15 protein-coding genes are annotated in these 15,386 nt (G+C 68.4%); 8 read left to right on the top strand and 7 right to left on the bottom strand.

Annotated features, from left to right (window positions below; translation table 11 throughout):
• Positions 1–207: 207 nt before the first annotated feature.
• Together sucD and sucC are read right to left on the bottom strand one after the other, a co-directional pair.
• On the bottom strand, positions 208–1,122 hold the full coding sequence (sucD, locus tag KO481_RS07940; protein ID WP_215916336.1) for a succinate--CoA ligase subunit alpha: 915 nt from the start codon (positions 1,120–1,122) through the stop codon (positions 208–210).
• 14 nt (positions 1,123–1,136) lie between these two features.
• A complete protein-coding gene (gene sucC / locus KO481_RS07935; protein WP_215916335.1) occupies positions 1,137–2,303 on the bottom strand; it encodes an ADP-forming succinate--CoA ligase subunit beta in 1,167 nt (388 codons plus the stop codon).
• A gap of 525 nt (positions 2,304–2,828) precedes the next feature.
• Between sucC and KO481_RS07930 the strand changes: the two genes are divergently transcribed.
• Positions 2,829–4,019: a M23 family metallopeptidase gene (locus tag KO481_RS07930; protein WP_215916334.1), complete on the top strand. Its 1,191-nt coding sequence runs from the start codon at positions 2,829–2,831 to the stop codon at positions 4,017–4,019.
• 158 nt (positions 4,020–4,177) lie between these two features.
• On the opposite strand, the gene pcrA is transcribed toward KO481_RS07930, so the two are convergent.
• Positions 4,178–6,748, bottom strand: a complete 2,571-nt coding sequence (gene pcrA, locus KO481_RS07925; RefSeq protein WP_372451942.1) for a DNA helicase PcrA — start codon at positions 6,746–6,748, stop codon at positions 4,178–4,180.
• 157 nt (positions 6,749–6,905) lie between these two features.
• Here pcrA and KO481_RS07920 point away from each other — a divergent pair, with 157 nt between their 5' ends.
• The 5 genes from KO481_RS07920 (at position 6,906) to KO481_RS07900 (ending at position 8,276) form a co-directional block, all read left to right on the top strand.
• On the top strand, positions 6,906–7,046 hold the full coding sequence (locus tag KO481_RS07920; RefSeq protein WP_215916332.1) for a hypothetical protein: 141 nt from the start codon (positions 6,906–6,908) through the stop codon (positions 7,044–7,046).
• Between the two features lie 117 nt (positions 7,047–7,163).
• Complete coding sequence (locus KO481_RS07915; protein ID WP_215916331.1) at positions 7,164–7,457, top strand: chorismate mutase; 294 nt, start codon at positions 7,164–7,166, stop codon at positions 7,455–7,457.
• A 189-nt stretch (positions 7,458–7,646) separates the two neighbouring features.
• Positions 7,647–7,859 carry a hypothetical protein gene (locus KO481_RS07910; RefSeq protein ID WP_215916330.1) on the top strand — a complete coding sequence of 71 codons (213 nt, stop codon included), beginning with the start codon at positions 7,647–7,649 and terminating at the stop codon, positions 7,857–7,859.
• On the top strand, positions 7,856–8,083 hold the full coding sequence (locus KO481_RS07905; RefSeq protein ID WP_215916329.1) for a hypothetical protein: 228 nt from the start codon (positions 7,856–7,858) through the stop codon (positions 8,081–8,083). The genes KO481_RS07910 and KO481_RS07905 overlap by 4 nt, the downstream gene beginning before the upstream one ends.
• The gene (locus tag KO481_RS07900) at positions 8,073–8,276 is read left to right on the top strand and encodes a hypothetical protein (protein WP_215916328.1); all 204 of its coding nucleotides are present in this window, start codon (positions 8,073–8,075) and stop codon (positions 8,274–8,276) included. Before KO481_RS07905 ends, KO481_RS07900 begins: the two co-directional genes overlap by 11 nt.
• Positions 8,277–8,368: 92 nt before the next feature.
• Here the strand turns inward: KO481_RS07900 and KO481_RS07895 are convergent, their stop codons facing one another.
• Positions 8,369–9,820, bottom strand: coding sequence for an NAD-dependent succinate-semialdehyde dehydrogenase (locus KO481_RS07895; protein WP_215916327.1), 1,452 nt, complete (start codon positions 9,818–9,820; stop codon positions 8,369–8,371).
• Between the two features lie 162 nt (positions 9,821–9,982).
• Between KO481_RS07895 and pgi the strand changes: the two genes are divergently transcribed.
• Positions 9,983–11,620, top strand: a complete 1,638-nt coding sequence (pgi, locus tag KO481_RS07890; protein WP_215916326.1) for a glucose-6-phosphate isomerase — start codon at positions 9,983–9,985, stop codon at positions 11,618–11,620.
• A gap of 3 nt (positions 11,621–11,623) precedes the next feature.
• Positions 11,624–12,049 carry a hypothetical protein gene (locus KO481_RS07885; protein WP_215916325.1) on the top strand — a complete coding sequence of 142 codons (426 nt, stop codon included), beginning with the start codon at positions 11,624–11,626 and terminating at the stop codon, positions 12,047–12,049.
• A 169-nt stretch (positions 12,050–12,218) separates the two neighbouring features.
• Here the strand turns inward: KO481_RS07885 and KO481_RS07880 are convergent, their stop codons facing one another.
• From KO481_RS07880 to KO481_RS07870, 3 genes are all read right to left on the bottom strand, one after another.
• Entirely contained in the window at positions 12,219–12,950 is a 732-nt protein-coding gene (locus KO481_RS07880) for a DUF1731 domain-containing protein (protein ID WP_308166418.1), read from the bottom strand.
• Between the two features lie 109 nt (positions 12,951–13,059).
• Positions 13,060–14,682: an acyl-CoA dehydrogenase family protein gene (locus tag KO481_RS07875; protein WP_215916324.1), complete on the bottom strand. Its 1,623-nt coding sequence runs from the start codon at positions 14,680–14,682 to the stop codon at positions 13,060–13,062.
• A 9-nt stretch (positions 14,683–14,691) separates the two neighbouring features.
• A complete protein-coding gene (locus tag KO481_RS07870) occupies positions 14,692–15,327 on the bottom strand; it encodes a TetR/AcrR family transcriptional regulator (protein ID WP_215916323.1) in 636 nt (211 codons plus the stop codon).
• Positions 15,328–15,386: the final 59 nt, after the last annotated feature.

Here is a 15,386-nt window from a genome sequence, read left to right as displayed (position 1 = left end):
TCCCAATTCGGAAGGCGGCCTTCAGCAGAGATATCCCGATCCTGCACCCGCCGAAGCTGTGCCCACGCAACAACTGATCTCGTAAGCACATGGGTAACTCACCGGAGACGGGCCCACCAGGAGTGGGCCGTCAACCGCCGGCCCGACAAGCAAATCTCGCGGCACGCAGCGGCACGCTGAAATCTCGGAGAGGCGGGGCAGCCGAGCTCAGGCGGTGATGCTGGCCTTCTCCAGGATCTCGCGGGCCAGCGCGGCGGTCTCGGACGGCGTCTTGCCGACCTTCACGCCCGCGGCCTCCAGCGCTTCCTTCTTCGCCGCGGCGGTACCGGCCGAACCGGACACGATCGCGCCCGCGTGGCCCATGGTCTTGCCCTCGGGCGCGGTGAAGCCCGCGACGTAGCCGACGACCGGCTTGGTCACGTTGGCCTTGATGTAGGCCGCGGCGCGCTCCTCGGCGTCGCCGCCGATCTCACCGATCATCACGATGACCTTGGTCTCCGGGTCCTTCTCGAACGCCTCGATGGCGTCGATGTGGGTGGTGCCGATGACCGGGTCGCCGCCGATGCCGATGGCGGTGGAGAAGCCGAAATCGCGCAGCTCGTACATCATCTGGTAGGTCAGGGTGCCGGACTTGGAGACCAGTCCGATCGGGCCCTTGCCGGTGATGTTGTTCGGGGTGATGCCGACCAGCGACTCGCCCGGGGTGATGATGCCGGGGCAGTTCGGGCCGATGATGCGGGTCTTGGCGCCCTTGTCGACGTTGTAGGCCCACGCGTAGGCGCTGTCCTGCACCGGGATGCCCTCGGTGATGACGACCAGCAGCGGGATCTCGGCGTCGATGGCCTCGATGATGGCGTCCTTGGAGAACGCCGGGGGCACGAACGCGATCGAGACGTCCGCGCCGGTCTTCTCCATCGCCTCGGCGACGGTCGCGAACACCGGCAGCTCGACGGGGTTGCCGTCCTTGTCGGTGTGCTTGACGGTGGTCCCGGCCTTGCGCGCGTTGACGCCGCCGAGGACCTTGGTGCCGGCCTTGAGCATCAGCGCGGTGTGCTTGGTGCCCTCGCCGCCGGTGATGCCCTGGACGATGACCTTGGAATCCTTGTTGAGGAAGATAGACATTGCCCTGTTTTTCCTTACTTGGCCGCGGCCAGTTCGGCGGCCTTGTCGGCGCCTTCGTCCATTGTCTGCGCGAGCGTCACCAGCGGGTGGTTGGCCTCGGCGAGGATCCGGCGGCCCTCGTCGACGTTGTTGCCGTCCAGGCGCACGACCAGCGGCTTGTTGGCCTCGCTGCCCAGGATCTCGAGGGCCTTGACGATGCCGTTGGCCACCGCGTCACAGGCGGTGATGCCGCCGAACACGTTCACGAACACGCTCTTGACCTGCGCGTCGCCCAGGATGACGTCCAGGCCGTTGGCCATCACCTCGGCCGAGGCGCCGCCGCCGATGTCCAGGAAGTTGGCGGGCTTGACACCGTCGTGGTTCTCACCGGCGTAGGCGACCACGTCCAGGGTCGACATGACCAGGCCCGCGCCGTTGCCGATGATGCCGACCTGGCCGTCGAGCTTGACGTAGTTGAGGTCGTGCTGCTTGGCCTTGAGCTCGAGCGGGTCGGTCGCGTCCTTGTCGGCGAACTCCGCGTGCTCCTTGTGGCGGAACTCGGCGTTCTCGTCGAGGGTGACCTTGCCGTCGAGGGCCAGGATCTCGTTCTCGGGGGTGCGGACCAGCGGGTTCACCTCGACCAGGGTGGCGTCCTCACCGATGAACACCTCCCACAGCTTCTGGATGGTGACCGCGGCGGTGTCCAGGATGTCGGCGGGCAGGTGGCCCTGCTCGGCGATCGAGCGGGCGAAGGCCAGGTCGACGCCCTTGACCGCGTCGACGGGCACCTTGGCCAGGCGGTCGGGCTTGGTGGCGGCGACCTCTTCGATCTCCATGCCGCCCTCGACCGAGCACATCGCCAGGTAGGTGCGGTTGGACCGGTCCAGCAGGAAGGAGATGTAGTACTCCTCCGCGATGTCCTTGGCCTCGGCCACCAGGATCTTCTTGGTGACGTGCCCCTTGATGTCCAGGCCCAGGATGTTCTGGGCGTGGGTGAAGGCGTCCTCGGGGGTCGCGGCGTACTTCACGCCACCGGCCTTGCCGCGGCCGCCGACCTTGACCTGGGACTTGATCATGACCGGCTTACCGATTTCGGTCGCGATCGCACGCGCATCCTCGGCCGAGTCCGTGACCCGGCCTTCCGACGAGGGCACTCCGTGCTTCACGAAGAGCTCCTTCGCCTGATATTCGAAGAGATCCATGTACTCACCGTCTCGTCTGCGTTGTGGTGACAACGACTTGGTTGGTGGCCCGTCGTACCTGGGCGGGTCGGATCGGACTCTAATCACTGACAGCGACGGGAAATCAGCCGCATACAGCCTAAGTGGCGCAGGTCACGGGCTCGCATCCGGGAGGAAAAACGCCTGGCCACACCTACTCACGGGTAGCTTGTCGGCCGGACATCGAAAGTTCACATATTCCCGCAATGTAGTGTGATCAATCTCACATGTGCGGCGGGATCACCTGCAACGCTTGCCGGGTCGAAATCGTTTCGTTACCGTCAATGAGGTCGATGTCACAACACGGTCACGAGACCGCGTGAATGCGGAGACCGCAGGCGGTAGCCTGGCGTATCCCATACAGGGATGGCACTGGATTTCCACGACCGCCACTGACGGGCACAGGAGGACGGCAGGCTTGTTGCAGCACAGCGCTCCGCAGATAAAGAGCCGCGTCGCGGGCGACCCGTTCACCTCGTCACACCGTCTGTATTCGGGTATTCAGCGATGAGCGCCGATCTTCTTCAACCCGGACATCGGGCGCGCCCCGCGCGGCGTTACCGAGACGCCGAGGGATTCGACAGTCACTCCTCTTTCGGGGGCGGCCCGTCCCGGGGCGAGAGCCCCTTCGGCGCCGAGACCGCCGCGGCCGGCGATGTTCACGCCGATGCCTGGCACACCCCCGAGGCCGACACCTGGGATGCCCCCGCACCCGGGGCGTGGAATTCGACCCCGCCCGAATGGCATGCGGCACAGGAACACCCGGATCCGGCGCACGATCAGTGGAATTCCGGGCAGTATCCGGTACTGAACCATTGGGATCCAGCGGATTCCGGCGAGGCCTGGCCCGCCGAGGACCAGGACTGGAACGCCTGGGACGACGATCCGATGTCCGAGGCCGACGACGAGCCGGTCAAGCTGGCCGATCTCGGAGCCCCGGCGCCACGCACGGGACGGGCCGCCGCCCGCCGCGCAGCCGGCGCGCATCGCGTGCCCGCACCGCCCGCGGCGCTCAAGGGTCGCGCGGCCGTCGTCGCGGTCGCCGCGGGCGCGGTGGTCGCCGCCGGCCAAGCCGGACTACACCAGGGCCCATCGCACCGGACCGCGTCGGCAGATGCACAGACGACCGCGATCCGCCAGATCGCGGCAACCTCGCCCGCTGCCGCCGGCCAGGGGCAGTCGCCGCAGGTCCTGGACCTCGCGCCCGTCGCCGATCCGAGCCAGTATCAGAACATCCTGCAGCACGGCCAGGAATTCGCGGCCAGCCTGCAGGCGCAGGCGAACGCCAAGCTGCGGCCGATGTTCGCGAAGTTCGCCAACGGCCTCTTCACCTCCGGCTTCGGCGCGCGATGGGGCGTGGAGCATCTCGGCGTCGACATCGCCGCCCCGATCGGGACGCCCATCTACGCGGTCGAGGACGGCACCGTCATCTCGGCCGGACCGGCGTCCGGATTCGGCATGTGGGTGCGCCTGCAGCACGCCAACGGCGACATCACGGTCTACGGGCACGTCAACACCGCGACGGTCTCCGTCGGCCAACACGTCATGGCTGGCGACCAGATCGCCACCGTCGGCAACCGCGGCTTCTCCACCGGCCCGCACTGCCACTTCGAGGTGTGGGACCGTGGCGGGCCCAAGATCGATCCCATCCCGTGGCTCGCCAGCCGCGGTATCTCGCTCGGCCCCGAAGAGGACTGAGCCCCGAAGAGGGCACCGGATCACCCGCGCCCTGAAGATCACCCGCGCGCTGGCACAGCGACATCCCGTCATCTCGTCGCGCCGCGGCCGGGGCCCCTCGGGAATCCCGGCCGAGGTGCGCCGGGATGGCGACCTCCACGGCCGGGATGTCCGAGCGTCTACAGCTTGACCAGCACCCCGCTGCTGTACTGCGGGATCAGGCGGATCTTGCCCGCCGTACCGAAGTCGATGGTGACGCTGGCCAGCGGACCCAGGCCCTCCGCGGCGATCACCCGGCCCAGGCCGTACTTGTCGTGGTTGACCCGGTCGCCGACCGCGAGGACCGGGGCGGGGCCGCCGCGCTTGGCGGCGCCGGGGGCGGGACGACGCTCGCCGCCGCGGACGCCGGGACGCTCCCAGCCGTCGCCGCGGGTCCAGTCCCGTTCCAGGCCGTCGTCCTCGCCGCGCCGGCGCAGGCCCCTGGTCAGCGGCGACCCGGCGGGCTCGAGCCGCTGCCAGTCCATCAGGTGGCCCGGAATCTCCTGCAGGAAGCGCGATTCCGGATTCGACACCGGCTGCCCCCAGCCGGACCGGACCACCGCGCGGGTCAGATACAGCCGCCGCCGCGCACGAGTGATACCGACATAGGCCAGGCGGCGCTCCTCGGCCAGCTCGGTCGGATCGCCGAGCGCGCGCATGTGCGGGAACTGGCCGTCCTCCCAGCCGGTGACGAACACGACCGGGAATTCCAGGCCCTTGGCGGTGTGCAGGGTCATCAGGGTGACCACCCCGGCGCCCTCGTCCGGGATCTGGTCGGTGTCGGCGACCAGCGACACCCGCTCGAGGAACGCGGCCAGCGAACCCGGATCCGGCTCACCCTCGGCGGCCTCGGGGAGGAGGCCCTCGGCCCGGGCGGCCTCCACGCTGTTGCGCGCCTCCGAGCTGAATTCGCGCGCGACGCTGACCAATTCGTTCAGGTTGTCCAGGCGGGCGCCGTCCTGCGGATCGTCGGATGCCTCGAGTTCGGCGCGATAGCCCGAGCGATCCAGCACCGCCTCCACGACGGTGCCCACATCGGGGAAGTCGAGATCCTCCTGCACGCCCGCGGCGCGGATATCGTCGAGCAGATCCAGGAAGCCCGCGATGGCCCGCTGGGCGCGGGTGTTCAGCAGCGCCACCTTGCCCTCGGCCGCATCGCGCAGGGCCCGGCCGAAACTGACGCCCCGCTGCTCGGAGTGCACGGCCACGCACGCCTCCGCGCGATCGCCGATGCCGCGGCGAGGGGTGTTCAGGATCCGGCGCAGGCTCACCGCATCGTCCGGATTCTCCAGCACCCGCAGGTAGGCGACGATATCGCGAACCTCCTTGCGCTCATAGAAACGCACGCCGCCGACCACCTTGTACGGCAGCCCCATCCGGATGAAGATCTCCTCCAGGGCGCGGGAGTTGTTGTTGGTGCGGTAGAACACCGCCACATCGCCGTAGTTGTACTCGCCCTGATCGTGCAGGCGGTCGATCTCGCGGGCCACGAACGACGCCTCGTCGTGCTCGTTGTCCGCGACGTAGCCGACGATCAGATCGCCCTCGCCCGAATCGGTCCACAGCTTCTTCTCGCGGCGGCCCTCGTTGCGGGCGATGACGGCGTTGGCCGCGGACAGGATGTGCTGGGTGGAGCGGTAGTTCTGTTCCAGCAGAATGGTTTCCGCATCGGGGAAGTCGCGCTCGAACTCCTCGATATTGCGGATGGTCGCGCCGCGGAAGGCGTAGATGGACTGATCGGCGTCGCCCACGACGCACAGCTCGCTGGGCTCGACCGCGGGCCGGCCGGCCGGAACGAACTCCGGATCGGCCGCGGTGGCACCGGCCTCGGCATCGTCCAGCACCGGACGCGGGGCGTGATGCCCGACCAACTCGCGGATCAGGACGTATTGCGCGTGGTTCGTGTCCTGGTATTCGTCGACCAGCACATGGCGGAACCGGCGCCGGTAGTACTCGGCAACCTGGGGATGACGCTGCAGCAGCGATACCGTCTCGCCGATCAGGTCGTCGAAATCCATCGCATTGGCCGCACGCAGGCGGCGCTGGTACTCGTCGTAGACCCGGGCGACGATGCGGGGCAACTGGCTCTCGTCGGCCTCGGCATCGGCGGCGGCCTGCTCGGGATCGATGAGCTCGTTCTTGAGGTTGGAAATGGCGGTGGCCAGCAGGCGCGGGGTGTACTTCTTGGCGTCGAGCTCGAGATCGCGGCCGATCATCGCGAGCAGCCGGCGTGAATCGTCGGCGTCGTAGATGGAGAAGTTGGAATTCAGGCCACGCAGCAGGGCGGCCTGGGTGCGCAGGATGCGCACGCAGCTGGAGTGGAAGGTGGACACCCACATGCTGGCCGCGCGCGGGCCGACCAGCCCGGCCACACGCTCGCGCATCTCGGCGGCGGCCTTGTTGGTGAACGTGATGGCCAGGATCTGGCCCGGACTCACGCCGCGGGCGGCCAGCAGGTAGGCGATGCGCCTGGTCAGCACGGCTGTCTTGCCCGAGCCCGCACCCGCGACGATGAGCAGCGGCACGCCCGAGTGCACGACCGCCGCCCGCTGCTGCGGGTTCAGGCCCTCCAGCAGCCGCTCGGCGCGCTCGGCCGACTCCGCGACACGCTCGCGCGCCGGACCGCTCGCGGCGCGCGAAACGCGCTCCGCGTCACCCGAATTACCCTCTACCTGCCCCGTTCGTGCCTCGGGACGCCTCGTGTCAGCCACCGTGGTCTCCATCGTTCATCCACGCTACCGGCGGGCACCGACAGGTTGTAGTGCCGTGTCCCCTTCGCCGTGCTTGCTCCGCGTACCGAGGTGATCTTCAGCCGACTCTCATCTCGTATCGTTTTGCCGAACTCGGACCCCGTGGCACACTGGCCAGATGACCAGCGCATCCGGCTACACCCCGCTGGCGCGCGGTTTCGTCGTGCGCGCGGTGTGCTGTACCGAAGGCACGCTCGCACGCACCACCAGCGCGATCCGGCCATACATTCCCCGTCATGGTCGGCGATTACTCGCCTGAACGCATAGTGTGAGGGGGAAATGAATGACCCGCCGGGTCGGATTCAGGGTGAAGGAATTCATCGGTAACGGGTAGGGGCCGTGTGCCGACTGAGGTTCTGACACGAGGAGATGAAGTATGAGTACCTCTACGACCGCGACCGGGTCGGACGCTGCACTGCCCAGCAGCGAGGCCGAGATCGAGAAGCTCCGCAAGGAGATCGACCGTCTCGATGCCGAGATCCTCGCCGCGATCAAACGTCGCACGGAGGTTTCGCGCATCATCGGCCGCACCCGGATGGCCAACGGCGGACCGCGCCTCGTGCACTCCCGCGAGATGAAGGTCCTCGAGCGCTTCAGCGAGCTGGGCCAGGAGGGCCACACCCTCGCCATGCTGCTGCTGCGCCTGGGCCGCGGCCGCCTCGGCCGCTGAGCCAGGCTCCAGCCCGAAACACCTCACCTCGAGACCGTCCCGGATGCCTTCTTCCGGGGCGGTCTTCGACGTGTAAACCGGCGTTTCGACACGCGATCCCCTCGACCCTGTCGGCCCCCGTGAGTACAGTGGCGGCTGCATTCACAGCGGTCCCAGATCTCTGGGGCCGCAACATGATTGGGGGTTGTTATGGGGCAGGAAACTATCGACCGGCGCGTAGGTGCGGTCGAGGTCCGAACAGGCAAGCTCGAAACAAAGGTGCGTGACCTGGACGAGGCCATTTATCGGATCGATCGAAATCTGATCGGTGGTCAGATCATGTTCGATCGGATCGCCACCGCCCTGAACGTCGAGATGGTCACCGAGGAGGAGATCGACGGCATCCTCGAGGACATGTCATGACCACCCAGCGGGACATCCCTCGCCTGCGGAAGCAGCTGGAACGGGACTTCGTAGAACTTCGGCTGATGCTTGATCGCACGTTGAAACGGCTCGGTGCAGAGCCCGTAACCGAGGTGGAGATCGACGCGGCATTCAAACGAGAGCGAAACAGCCCTGACAGGACCCGGGTTGAAGCATCCAGAACACTGCTGGACCTGGCCGAGAGGAGAACGGATGAGTCCTGAGAGTCTCGAACGCCGCATGGCGGCGCTCGAATCCCGAGTGGGCGAGGCAGAGGCCGAGTTCGGTGAGACCGTGTGGCGGATTCATCGGGAGGTGATTCGCACGCAGATCACGCTGGCGGAGCTGGCGGCGCATTCCGGGGTGGTGCTGGCCTGCGACGACGAGGTCGACGACGTGCTGGAGGCGCGTAGCTGATCGGGTCGTGGTGGGCTCGGGCGCCCGGGCCCACCACGATCATCCGCTACCGCGCGCTCGTATGTACTGCAGAGTGGTTGCCGCGCAGGCGATTACGGCAGGGCGATGTACTTCGTGGAGAGGTATTCCTCGATGCCCTCGGTGCCGCCCTCGCGACCGAAGCCCGATTCCTTCACACCACCGAAGGGTGCGGCCGGATCGGAGATGACGCCGCGGTTGATGCCGACCATGCCGCTCTCCAGGCCCTCGGCGACGCGCAGCGCGCGGTCCAGGTTCTGCGTGTAGATGTATGCGACCAGGCCGTACTGGGTGTCGTTGGCGGCGGCCAGGCCCTGTTCCTCGGTGTCGAAGCCGACGATGGGCGCGACCGGGCCGAACACCTCCTCACGCAGGATGCGGGAGTCGGCGGGCACGTCGGACAGCACCGTGGCCGGGTAGAAGTAACCGGGGCCGCCGGGCGCCTTGCCGCCGGTGCGCACCTGCGCGCCCTTGGCGACCGCGTCCTCGACGAGCTCGCTGACGGTCTCGAGCTGCTGATCGTCGACCAGCGGGCCCAGCGTCGTCTTCGGATCCGCACCTGGTCCGAGCTCGAGCCCCTGCGCGGCCGCGACGAACTTGTCGGTGAACTCGGCGAGCACCGAGTTCTGCACGTGGATGCGGTTGGCGGCGGTGCACGCCTCGCCACCGTTACGGAACTTGGCCAGCATGGCCCCGGCGACAGCGGCGTCCAGATCGGCGTCGTCGAACACCACGAAGGGAGCATTGCCGCCCAGCTCCATCGAGGTGCGCAGCAGCCCGTGCGCGGAGGATTCGACCAGTTTCTTGCCGACCTCCGTGGAGCCGGTGAAGGTCAGCTTGCGCAGCCGCGGATCGTTGATCAGCGGCGCGGTGATCGCGCCGGAACGACGGCCGGTGATCACCGACAGCACGCCGTCGGGCAGGCCCGCCTCGCTGCACAGCCGCGCCAGCAGCAGCATCGTCAGCGGCGTCGCCGAGGCGGGCTTGACGATCATCGTGCAGCCCGCCGCGAGCGCGGGGCCGATCTTGCGCGTGCCCATGGCCAGCGGGAAGTTCCACGGCGTGATCGCCAGGCATGGCCCGACCGGCTGCTTGTGCACCATGATGCGGCCGGTGCCGGTGGGCGCGGTCTGATAGCGGCCGTGGATGCGCACCGCCTCCTCGCTGAACCAGCGGAAGAACTCCGCGCCATAGCGCACCTCGTTGCGGCTCTCCGGCAGCGCCTTACCCATCTCCAGGGTCATCAGCAGCGCGAAATCCTCGGTGCGCTCGATGATCCGCTCGTACACCGCGCGCAGGATCTCCCCGCGCTGCCGGGCGGGGGTCGCGGCCCAGTCGTCCTGCGCCGCGACCGCGGCATCGAGGGCGCGCATCGCATCCTCGGGGGACGCGTCGGCCACCTCGATCAGGGTTTCGCCGGTCGCCGGATTCTCCACCGGAAAGGTGGCACCGCCGGTGGCCGCCACGGGGCCACCGATCCAGAGTTGTGTGGGGACGGATGCGAGAAGTTCAGGTTCGGACACCATGCGACCAGCCTAAACCTGCCTGTCCAGCCCCCCGGCCCGTAGATGCATGAGTGCTGCAATAAATCGGGCGCTTCCGTCCCCCGGTCCTGCCGCCGGCCCGGATGACGGCACGATCGTCCCTATTACGGGCACGGCGGGGTGTCTGACGGTAGTGTCGCCGGAGTGAGCAGCGACATCACCGCGACGGCGGCCTGGCGGAAACTGCAGGATCATCACGCCGGCATCGCCGATCGGCATCTGCGTGAATTCTTCACCGAGGATCCCGACCGTGGGCGCGAGCTGATCGTTCAGGTCGCGGACCTGCACATCGACTACTCCAAGCACCGCATCACGCGCGAAACCCTGGATCTGCTGGTCGAATTGGCCGAGGTCGCCGGGGTGACGCAGCGACGCGATGCGATGTTCCGCGGCGAGCACATCAACACCTCCGAGGATCGCGCGGTCGAGCATGTCGCGCTGCGGCTGCCGCCGGGCGAAACCGTCGTCGTCGACGGCGCCGACGCGGGCGCGCAGGTGCACGAGGTACTCCGCGCCATGGGCGATTTCACCGATTCGCTGCGCTCGGGCCGGTGGCGCGGCGCCACCGGTGAGCGCATCACGACGGTGGTCAACATCGGCATCGGCGGCTCGGATCTCGGGCCCGTCATGGTGTATCAGGCGCTGCGCCACTATGCGGACGCGGGAATCTCGGCGCGGTTCGTCTCCAATGTCGACCCGGCGGACCTGACCGCGAAGCTCGACGGGCTCGATCCGGCCTCGACGCTGTTCATCGTTGCCTCCAAGACGTTTTCGACTCTGGAGACGCTCACCAATGCCACCGCTGCCCGGCGCTGGCTGGTGGCCGCGCTCGGCGAGGCCGCGGTCGCCAAGCACTTCGTGGCCGTCTCGACCAATGCCGAGCGGGTGGCGGCATTCGGCATCGACACCGCGAACATGTTCGGGTTCTGGGACTGGGTCGGCGGCCGCTATTCGGTCGATTCGGCGATCGGGCTGTCGGTCATGGCGGTGATCGGCCGCGAGCGGTTCGCCGAGTTCCTCACCGGAATGCACAGCGTCGACGAGCATTTCGTGCAGGCGCCGCTGGCGCAGAACGCGCCGGTGCTGCTGGGCCTGCTGGGCGTGTGGTATTCGAACTTCTTCGGTGCGCAGTCGCGGGCGGTGCTGCCGTATTCCAATGACCTGGCCCGCTTTCCGGCCTACCTCCAGCAGCTGACGATGGAGTCCAACGGCAAATCGGTGCGCGCGGACGGCACCCCGGTCACGACCTCCACCGGCGAGATCTACTGGGGCGAGCCCGGCACCAACGGCCAGCACGCCTTCTATCAGCTCCTGCATCAGGGCACCCGGCTGATTCCCGCCGACTTCATCGGATTCGCCCAGCCGACGGACGATCTGCCCACCCGCGACGGCACCGGCAGCATGCACGACATCCTGATGAGCAATCTGTTCGCCCAGACGAAGGTGCTGGCGTTCGGCAAAACCGCCGAGGAGATCGCCGCCGAGGGGACCGACCCGAAGGTGGTGCCGCACAAGGTGATGCCGGGCAACCGGCCCACCACCGCCATCATGGCGCCCCAGCTCACGCCGTCGGTGCTGGGCCAGCTGATCGCGCTGTATGAGCACATCGTGTTCGTCGAGGGCACCATCTGGGGCATCGACAGCTTCGACCAGTGGGGCGTGGAACTGGGCAAGCAGCAGGCCCTCGAGCTGGCCCCGCTGCTCACCTCCACGGAAGATCCTGCGCCACAATCGGATTCGTCGACCGACGCGCTGATCCGCTGGTACCGCGGGCATCGCTGAGCAATGCACTCGATCGCCCAGCACCTGCTGTGGTTCCTGCCGATGCTGTGGCTCGGCATGGTGCTGGCGATCTCGTTTCTCGAGGCGCCACTGAAGTTCCGGGCGCCTGGGGTCACGCTGGCACTGGGGCTGAGCATCGGCCGCCTGGTGTTCCGGGCGCTGAACGCCGTGGAGATCGTGCTGGCCGTGGTGCTGATCGCCGCGGCGACGGTGGTGCGGGCGGGCACGGGAGCCTGGATCTGGCTGCTGGTGACCGTCGTCGTGCTGGCGCTTCAGGTCGTGCTGGTGCGCCCGCCGCTCACCCGGCGCTCGAATCGGGTGCTGGCGGGCGAGGAGGGGCCGCGCTCGCCTGCGCACCTGTGGTACGTGGGACTCGAGGTCGTCAAGGTCGTGACGCTGATCGGCCTGGCGCTTGCGGCTGCTCCCTGAGGTCGGCCGCGCTGCGTCATCCGAACGTGCTGTGGAAGCTAGCGCAGTCCACTGTGCGCCAGAGGATTACGGCCACTAATGACATCGATGACGTCTCATCGGATGGTGCCATCGGCACGCGGGGCCGCGGCAGCCCGAAAGCGCGCCGGGATGGCGGTTGCGGGTGCACTCAATGTGGCAGGAGATCGCCGAGCGCATCGTCGAGCGTCGGATAACGGAAGCGGAAGCCGGTGTGCGGCAGCACCTCCGAGGTGGCGTGGCGGCCGGTGAGGCCGAGCGCGGCATCGGTGCGCAGGAAGATCGCACCGAATCGCAGCAGCGCCGCCGGGGTGGGCGGCGCCGGCGGGCGGTGCAGGTGGCGTCGCAGCGCGGCCATGAGGTCGCGGTTGCGGACCGGGAAATCCGTTGCGGCGACCAGGATTCCATCGGGCAGCTGCACCTGCGGGTCCAGGCCGAGCGCGGCGCGGACCAGCGCCAGCCAGTCCTGCACGTGGATCCAGCTGAACCACTGATCGCCCGGCCCCACCCGGCCGCCGAGCCCGGCCCGGGTCAGATCGCACAGGCGCCGTAGGGCCGGGGCATCGGGGTCGAGCACGATCGAGGTGCGCAGAATCGTCCGGCGCACGGCGTTCGCGCCCCCGAACGCCCGCTCCCACGGCTCGGCGACGCCGGTCATCTGCGGCAGACCGACGGGCAGCGGAGTTGTTTCGGTACAGCGCATTTCGCCCGCGTCCGACCAGATCGCGGTCGTGCTGGCCTGGATCCAGCGATCGATCGGGCGGTCCAGCGATTTCGAGGCCGCGACCAGCGCCGCGGTCGAATCGACCCGGCTGCTGCGCAATTCGGCCACATTCGCCGCGGTGGGGCGGCAGTCCACCAGCTTCCCGGCCAGGTTGATCACCGCGGCCCGGAAGCGTGTGCTCCCTCACCCACTCGCGCGCGGGACATCATGCTCCCGAGGTGGCGTGGTCGTCGCGGTGGCCCGCAGCCGGCGATCCCGGGCCTCGCCGTCAGGCGACGTAGGCGCGCTCGAGGATGGCGGTGGTGTCGACGCCAAGGGGTAGGGTGCCCAGGGCGATGCCCCAGTCGCCGCCGAAACGGCTGGCGCAGAAGGCATCCGCGATCGCGGCGTGGCCGTGGCGGACCAGCTGCGCGCCCTGCAGGACCAGGGCCATCAGCTCGACGACGCGGCGGGCGCGGTACTCGATGTCGCCGAGATCGGTGAGCTCCTTGCCGATTCGATCGATCGCGTCGTCCAGGTGGTGGTTGCCGCCGCGCGCGAGGGACACCTCGTTGAAGTAGGCCTCCACGCTCTCGGGCTGACGCGCCATGGCACGCAACGCATCCAGCGCCGCGACGTTGCCCGAACCCTCCCAGATCGAAGACAGCGGAGCCTCGCGGTACAGGCGGGGCATGCCGGATTCCTCCACATATCCGTTGCCGCCCAGGCACTCCAGCGCCTCTGCCACGTGCACGGGCGCGCGCTTGCACACCCAGTACTTGGTGACCGCCAGCGCGATCCGGCGCAGCGCCGCCTCGGCCGGGTCACTCGCCGCGCGGTCGGTCGCGCCCGCAAGCCGCATCATGACGGTGGTCGCCGCGTCCGATTCGATGACCAGATCGGCGAGCACGTTGCGCATGGCCGGCTGGTCGATCAGCTTGGCGCCGAACACTTCCCGATGCCGCGCGTGATGCACCGCCTGCACCACGCCCATGCGCATGCCGGTGGCCGAGCCGATCACGCAGTCCAGGCGGGTCATGTTGACCATCTCGATGATGGTCTTCACGCCCGCGCCCTCCTGGCCGACGAGCCAGCCGGTGGCGTTCTCGTACTCGATCTCCGACGAGGCGTTGGACTTGTTGCCCAGCTTGTCCTTGAGCCGTTGCAGACGAAGGGCATTGCGGGTGCCGTCGGGCAGCACCCGGGGCAGCAGGAAGCAGGACAGCCCGCCCGGCGCCTGGGCCAGGGTGAGGAACATGTCCGACATCGGCGCCGAGGTGAACCACTTGTGGCCGACGATCCGGTACGTACCGTCGGACTGCGGTGTGGCCGTGGTGGTGTTGGCCCGCACGTCCGAGCCGCCCTGCTTCTCCGTCATCGACATTCCGGCGATGAGCCCGGCCTTGGACGACGGCTCGCGCAGGCCGAAATCGTAGGTGCGCGAGCCCAGGAGCGGCTCGTACCGGGCGGATAGCTCCGGGTTGTGCCGCAGCGCGGGCACCACGGCGTAGGTCATCGAGATGGGGCACATGTGACCGGCATCGGCGACACCCCAGGTGTAGAACTTCGCCGCGCGGGCCGTGTGCGCGCCGGGCCGCTCGTCGAGCCAGGGCGATCCGTGCAGGCCGTGCGTCACCGCGACGTCCATCAGGGCATGCCAGTACGGATGGAACTCGACCTCGTCGATCCGGTTCCCGTAGCGGTCGTGGGTGCGCAGCACCGGCGGGTACTCGTTGGCCACCCGACCCCACTCCTGGGCCTCGAATTCGCCCGCGCGCCGGCCCAGTTCGCGCACCTCGGCCTCGGCCCAGCCCGCGCCCTCGCGGTGCAGCCCCTCGAGCAGCGCCGGATTGCGCGAGTAGTCGAACGGAACGATCGGCGGAACCTGGTTGAACACTTCGTGTGTGGGCATGCGAAACTCCTATTCGTGCGGGGCCGGGGCACGGCCCGCGCCACCCGGATCGTGAAAACCCAACGCGCGCAGGGCGAACTCGACCAGCTCGGGGATCACCGATTCACTCTGCTGCTCCTGCGCGAGCGGCCCGGCCATGACCTCGCCTATGGCGCCGACCAGTGCGGCGGCGCTGGTACGCGGATTCTGCGGTGGCAGCTGCCCATTGGCGACACCCTCGGCCACCGCGGACTCGTAGGTGTCGGTGAACGCGCGCCGGAAGCGCAGGCGCTCGGCATCGACCGCGGCGTCCACCGGCTCGGCGAGCAGGACGTAGGCCAGTTTCGGATTCTTCAGTGCGCGGCCGGCGAAGGTCTCGATGGCGGCCGTGACCCGCTCGACCGAGCTGCCACCGCCTCCGGCCGCCTCGGCGACGGCCGCCACCTCGCGCCCGACGACGTCACGAAAGACCGCGGTGACCAGCTCCGACTTGCCGCTGAAGTGCTTGTATACGGTGCCGGTGGCCACGCCCGCCGCCGCGGCGACCGCCACCATCGACAGCCCCGCGAAGCCTTCCCGCGACATCACCCTCGTGGCCGCATGCACGATCGCGCCCGCCTGGGCATCGAGGCGGGCCTGCACGGCCGGGGTTCTGCGGTAAACCACACAAGAAGTGAATCACAAATTCATTTCTTGACGCAAGGGCCGGAAGGGCACGTATTGTC

The sequence above is a fragment of the Nocardia albiluteola genome (genome assembly GCF_018860155.1).
Taxonomy (GTDB): Bacteria; Actinomycetota; Actinomycetes; order Mycobacteriales; family Mycobacteriaceae; genus Nocardia; species Nocardia albiluteola.
Note: the sequence above shows the minus strand (reverse complement) of the source record. Positions and strands in the feature narration are given on the sequence as shown.

Excerpts from the sequence above, each read along its gene's own strand:
- KO481_RS07885 (WP_215916325.1), top strand. The coding sequence starts at position 11,624 with ATGCACTCGATCGCCCAGCACCTGCTGTGGTTCCTGCCGATGCTGTGG.
- KO481_RS07920 (WP_215916332.1), top strand. The coding sequence starts at position 6,906 with ATGACCAGCGCATCCGGCTACACCCCGCTGGCGCGCGGTTTCGTCGTG.
- KO481_RS07915 (WP_215916331.1), top strand. The coding sequence starts at position 7,164 with ATGAGTACCTCTACGACCGCGACCGGGTCGGACGCTGCACTGCCCAGC.
- KO481_RS07910 (WP_215916330.1), top strand. The coding sequence starts at position 7,647 with ATGGGGCAGGAAACTATCGACCGGCGCGTAGGTGCGGTCGAGGTCCGA.
- KO481_RS07895 (WP_215916327.1), bottom strand. The coding sequence starts at position 9,820 with ATGGTGTCCGAACCTGAACTTCTCGCATCCGTCCCCACACAACTCTGG.
- KO481_RS07900 (WP_215916328.1), top strand. The coding sequence starts at position 8,073 with ATGAGTCCTGAGAGTCTCGAACGCCGCATGGCGGCGCTCGAATCCCGA.
- KO481_RS07930 (WP_215916334.1), top strand. The coding sequence starts at position 2,829 with ATGAGCGCCGATCTTCTTCAACCCGGACATCGGGCGCGCCCCGCGCGG.
- KO481_RS07875 (WP_215916324.1), bottom strand. The coding sequence starts at position 14,682 with ATGCCCACACACGAAGTGTTCAACCAGGTTCCGCCGATCGTTCCGTTC.
- KO481_RS07905 (WP_215916329.1), top strand. The coding sequence starts at position 7,856 with ATGACCACCCAGCGGGACATCCCTCGCCTGCGGAAGCAGCTGGAACGG.
- sucD (WP_215916336.1), bottom strand. The coding sequence starts at position 1,122 with ATGTCTATCTTCCTCAACAAGGATTCCAAGGTCATCGTCCAGGGCATC.
- sucC (WP_215916335.1), bottom strand. The coding sequence starts at position 2,303 with ATGGATCTCTTCGAATATCAGGCGAAGGAGCTCTTCGTGAAGCACGGA.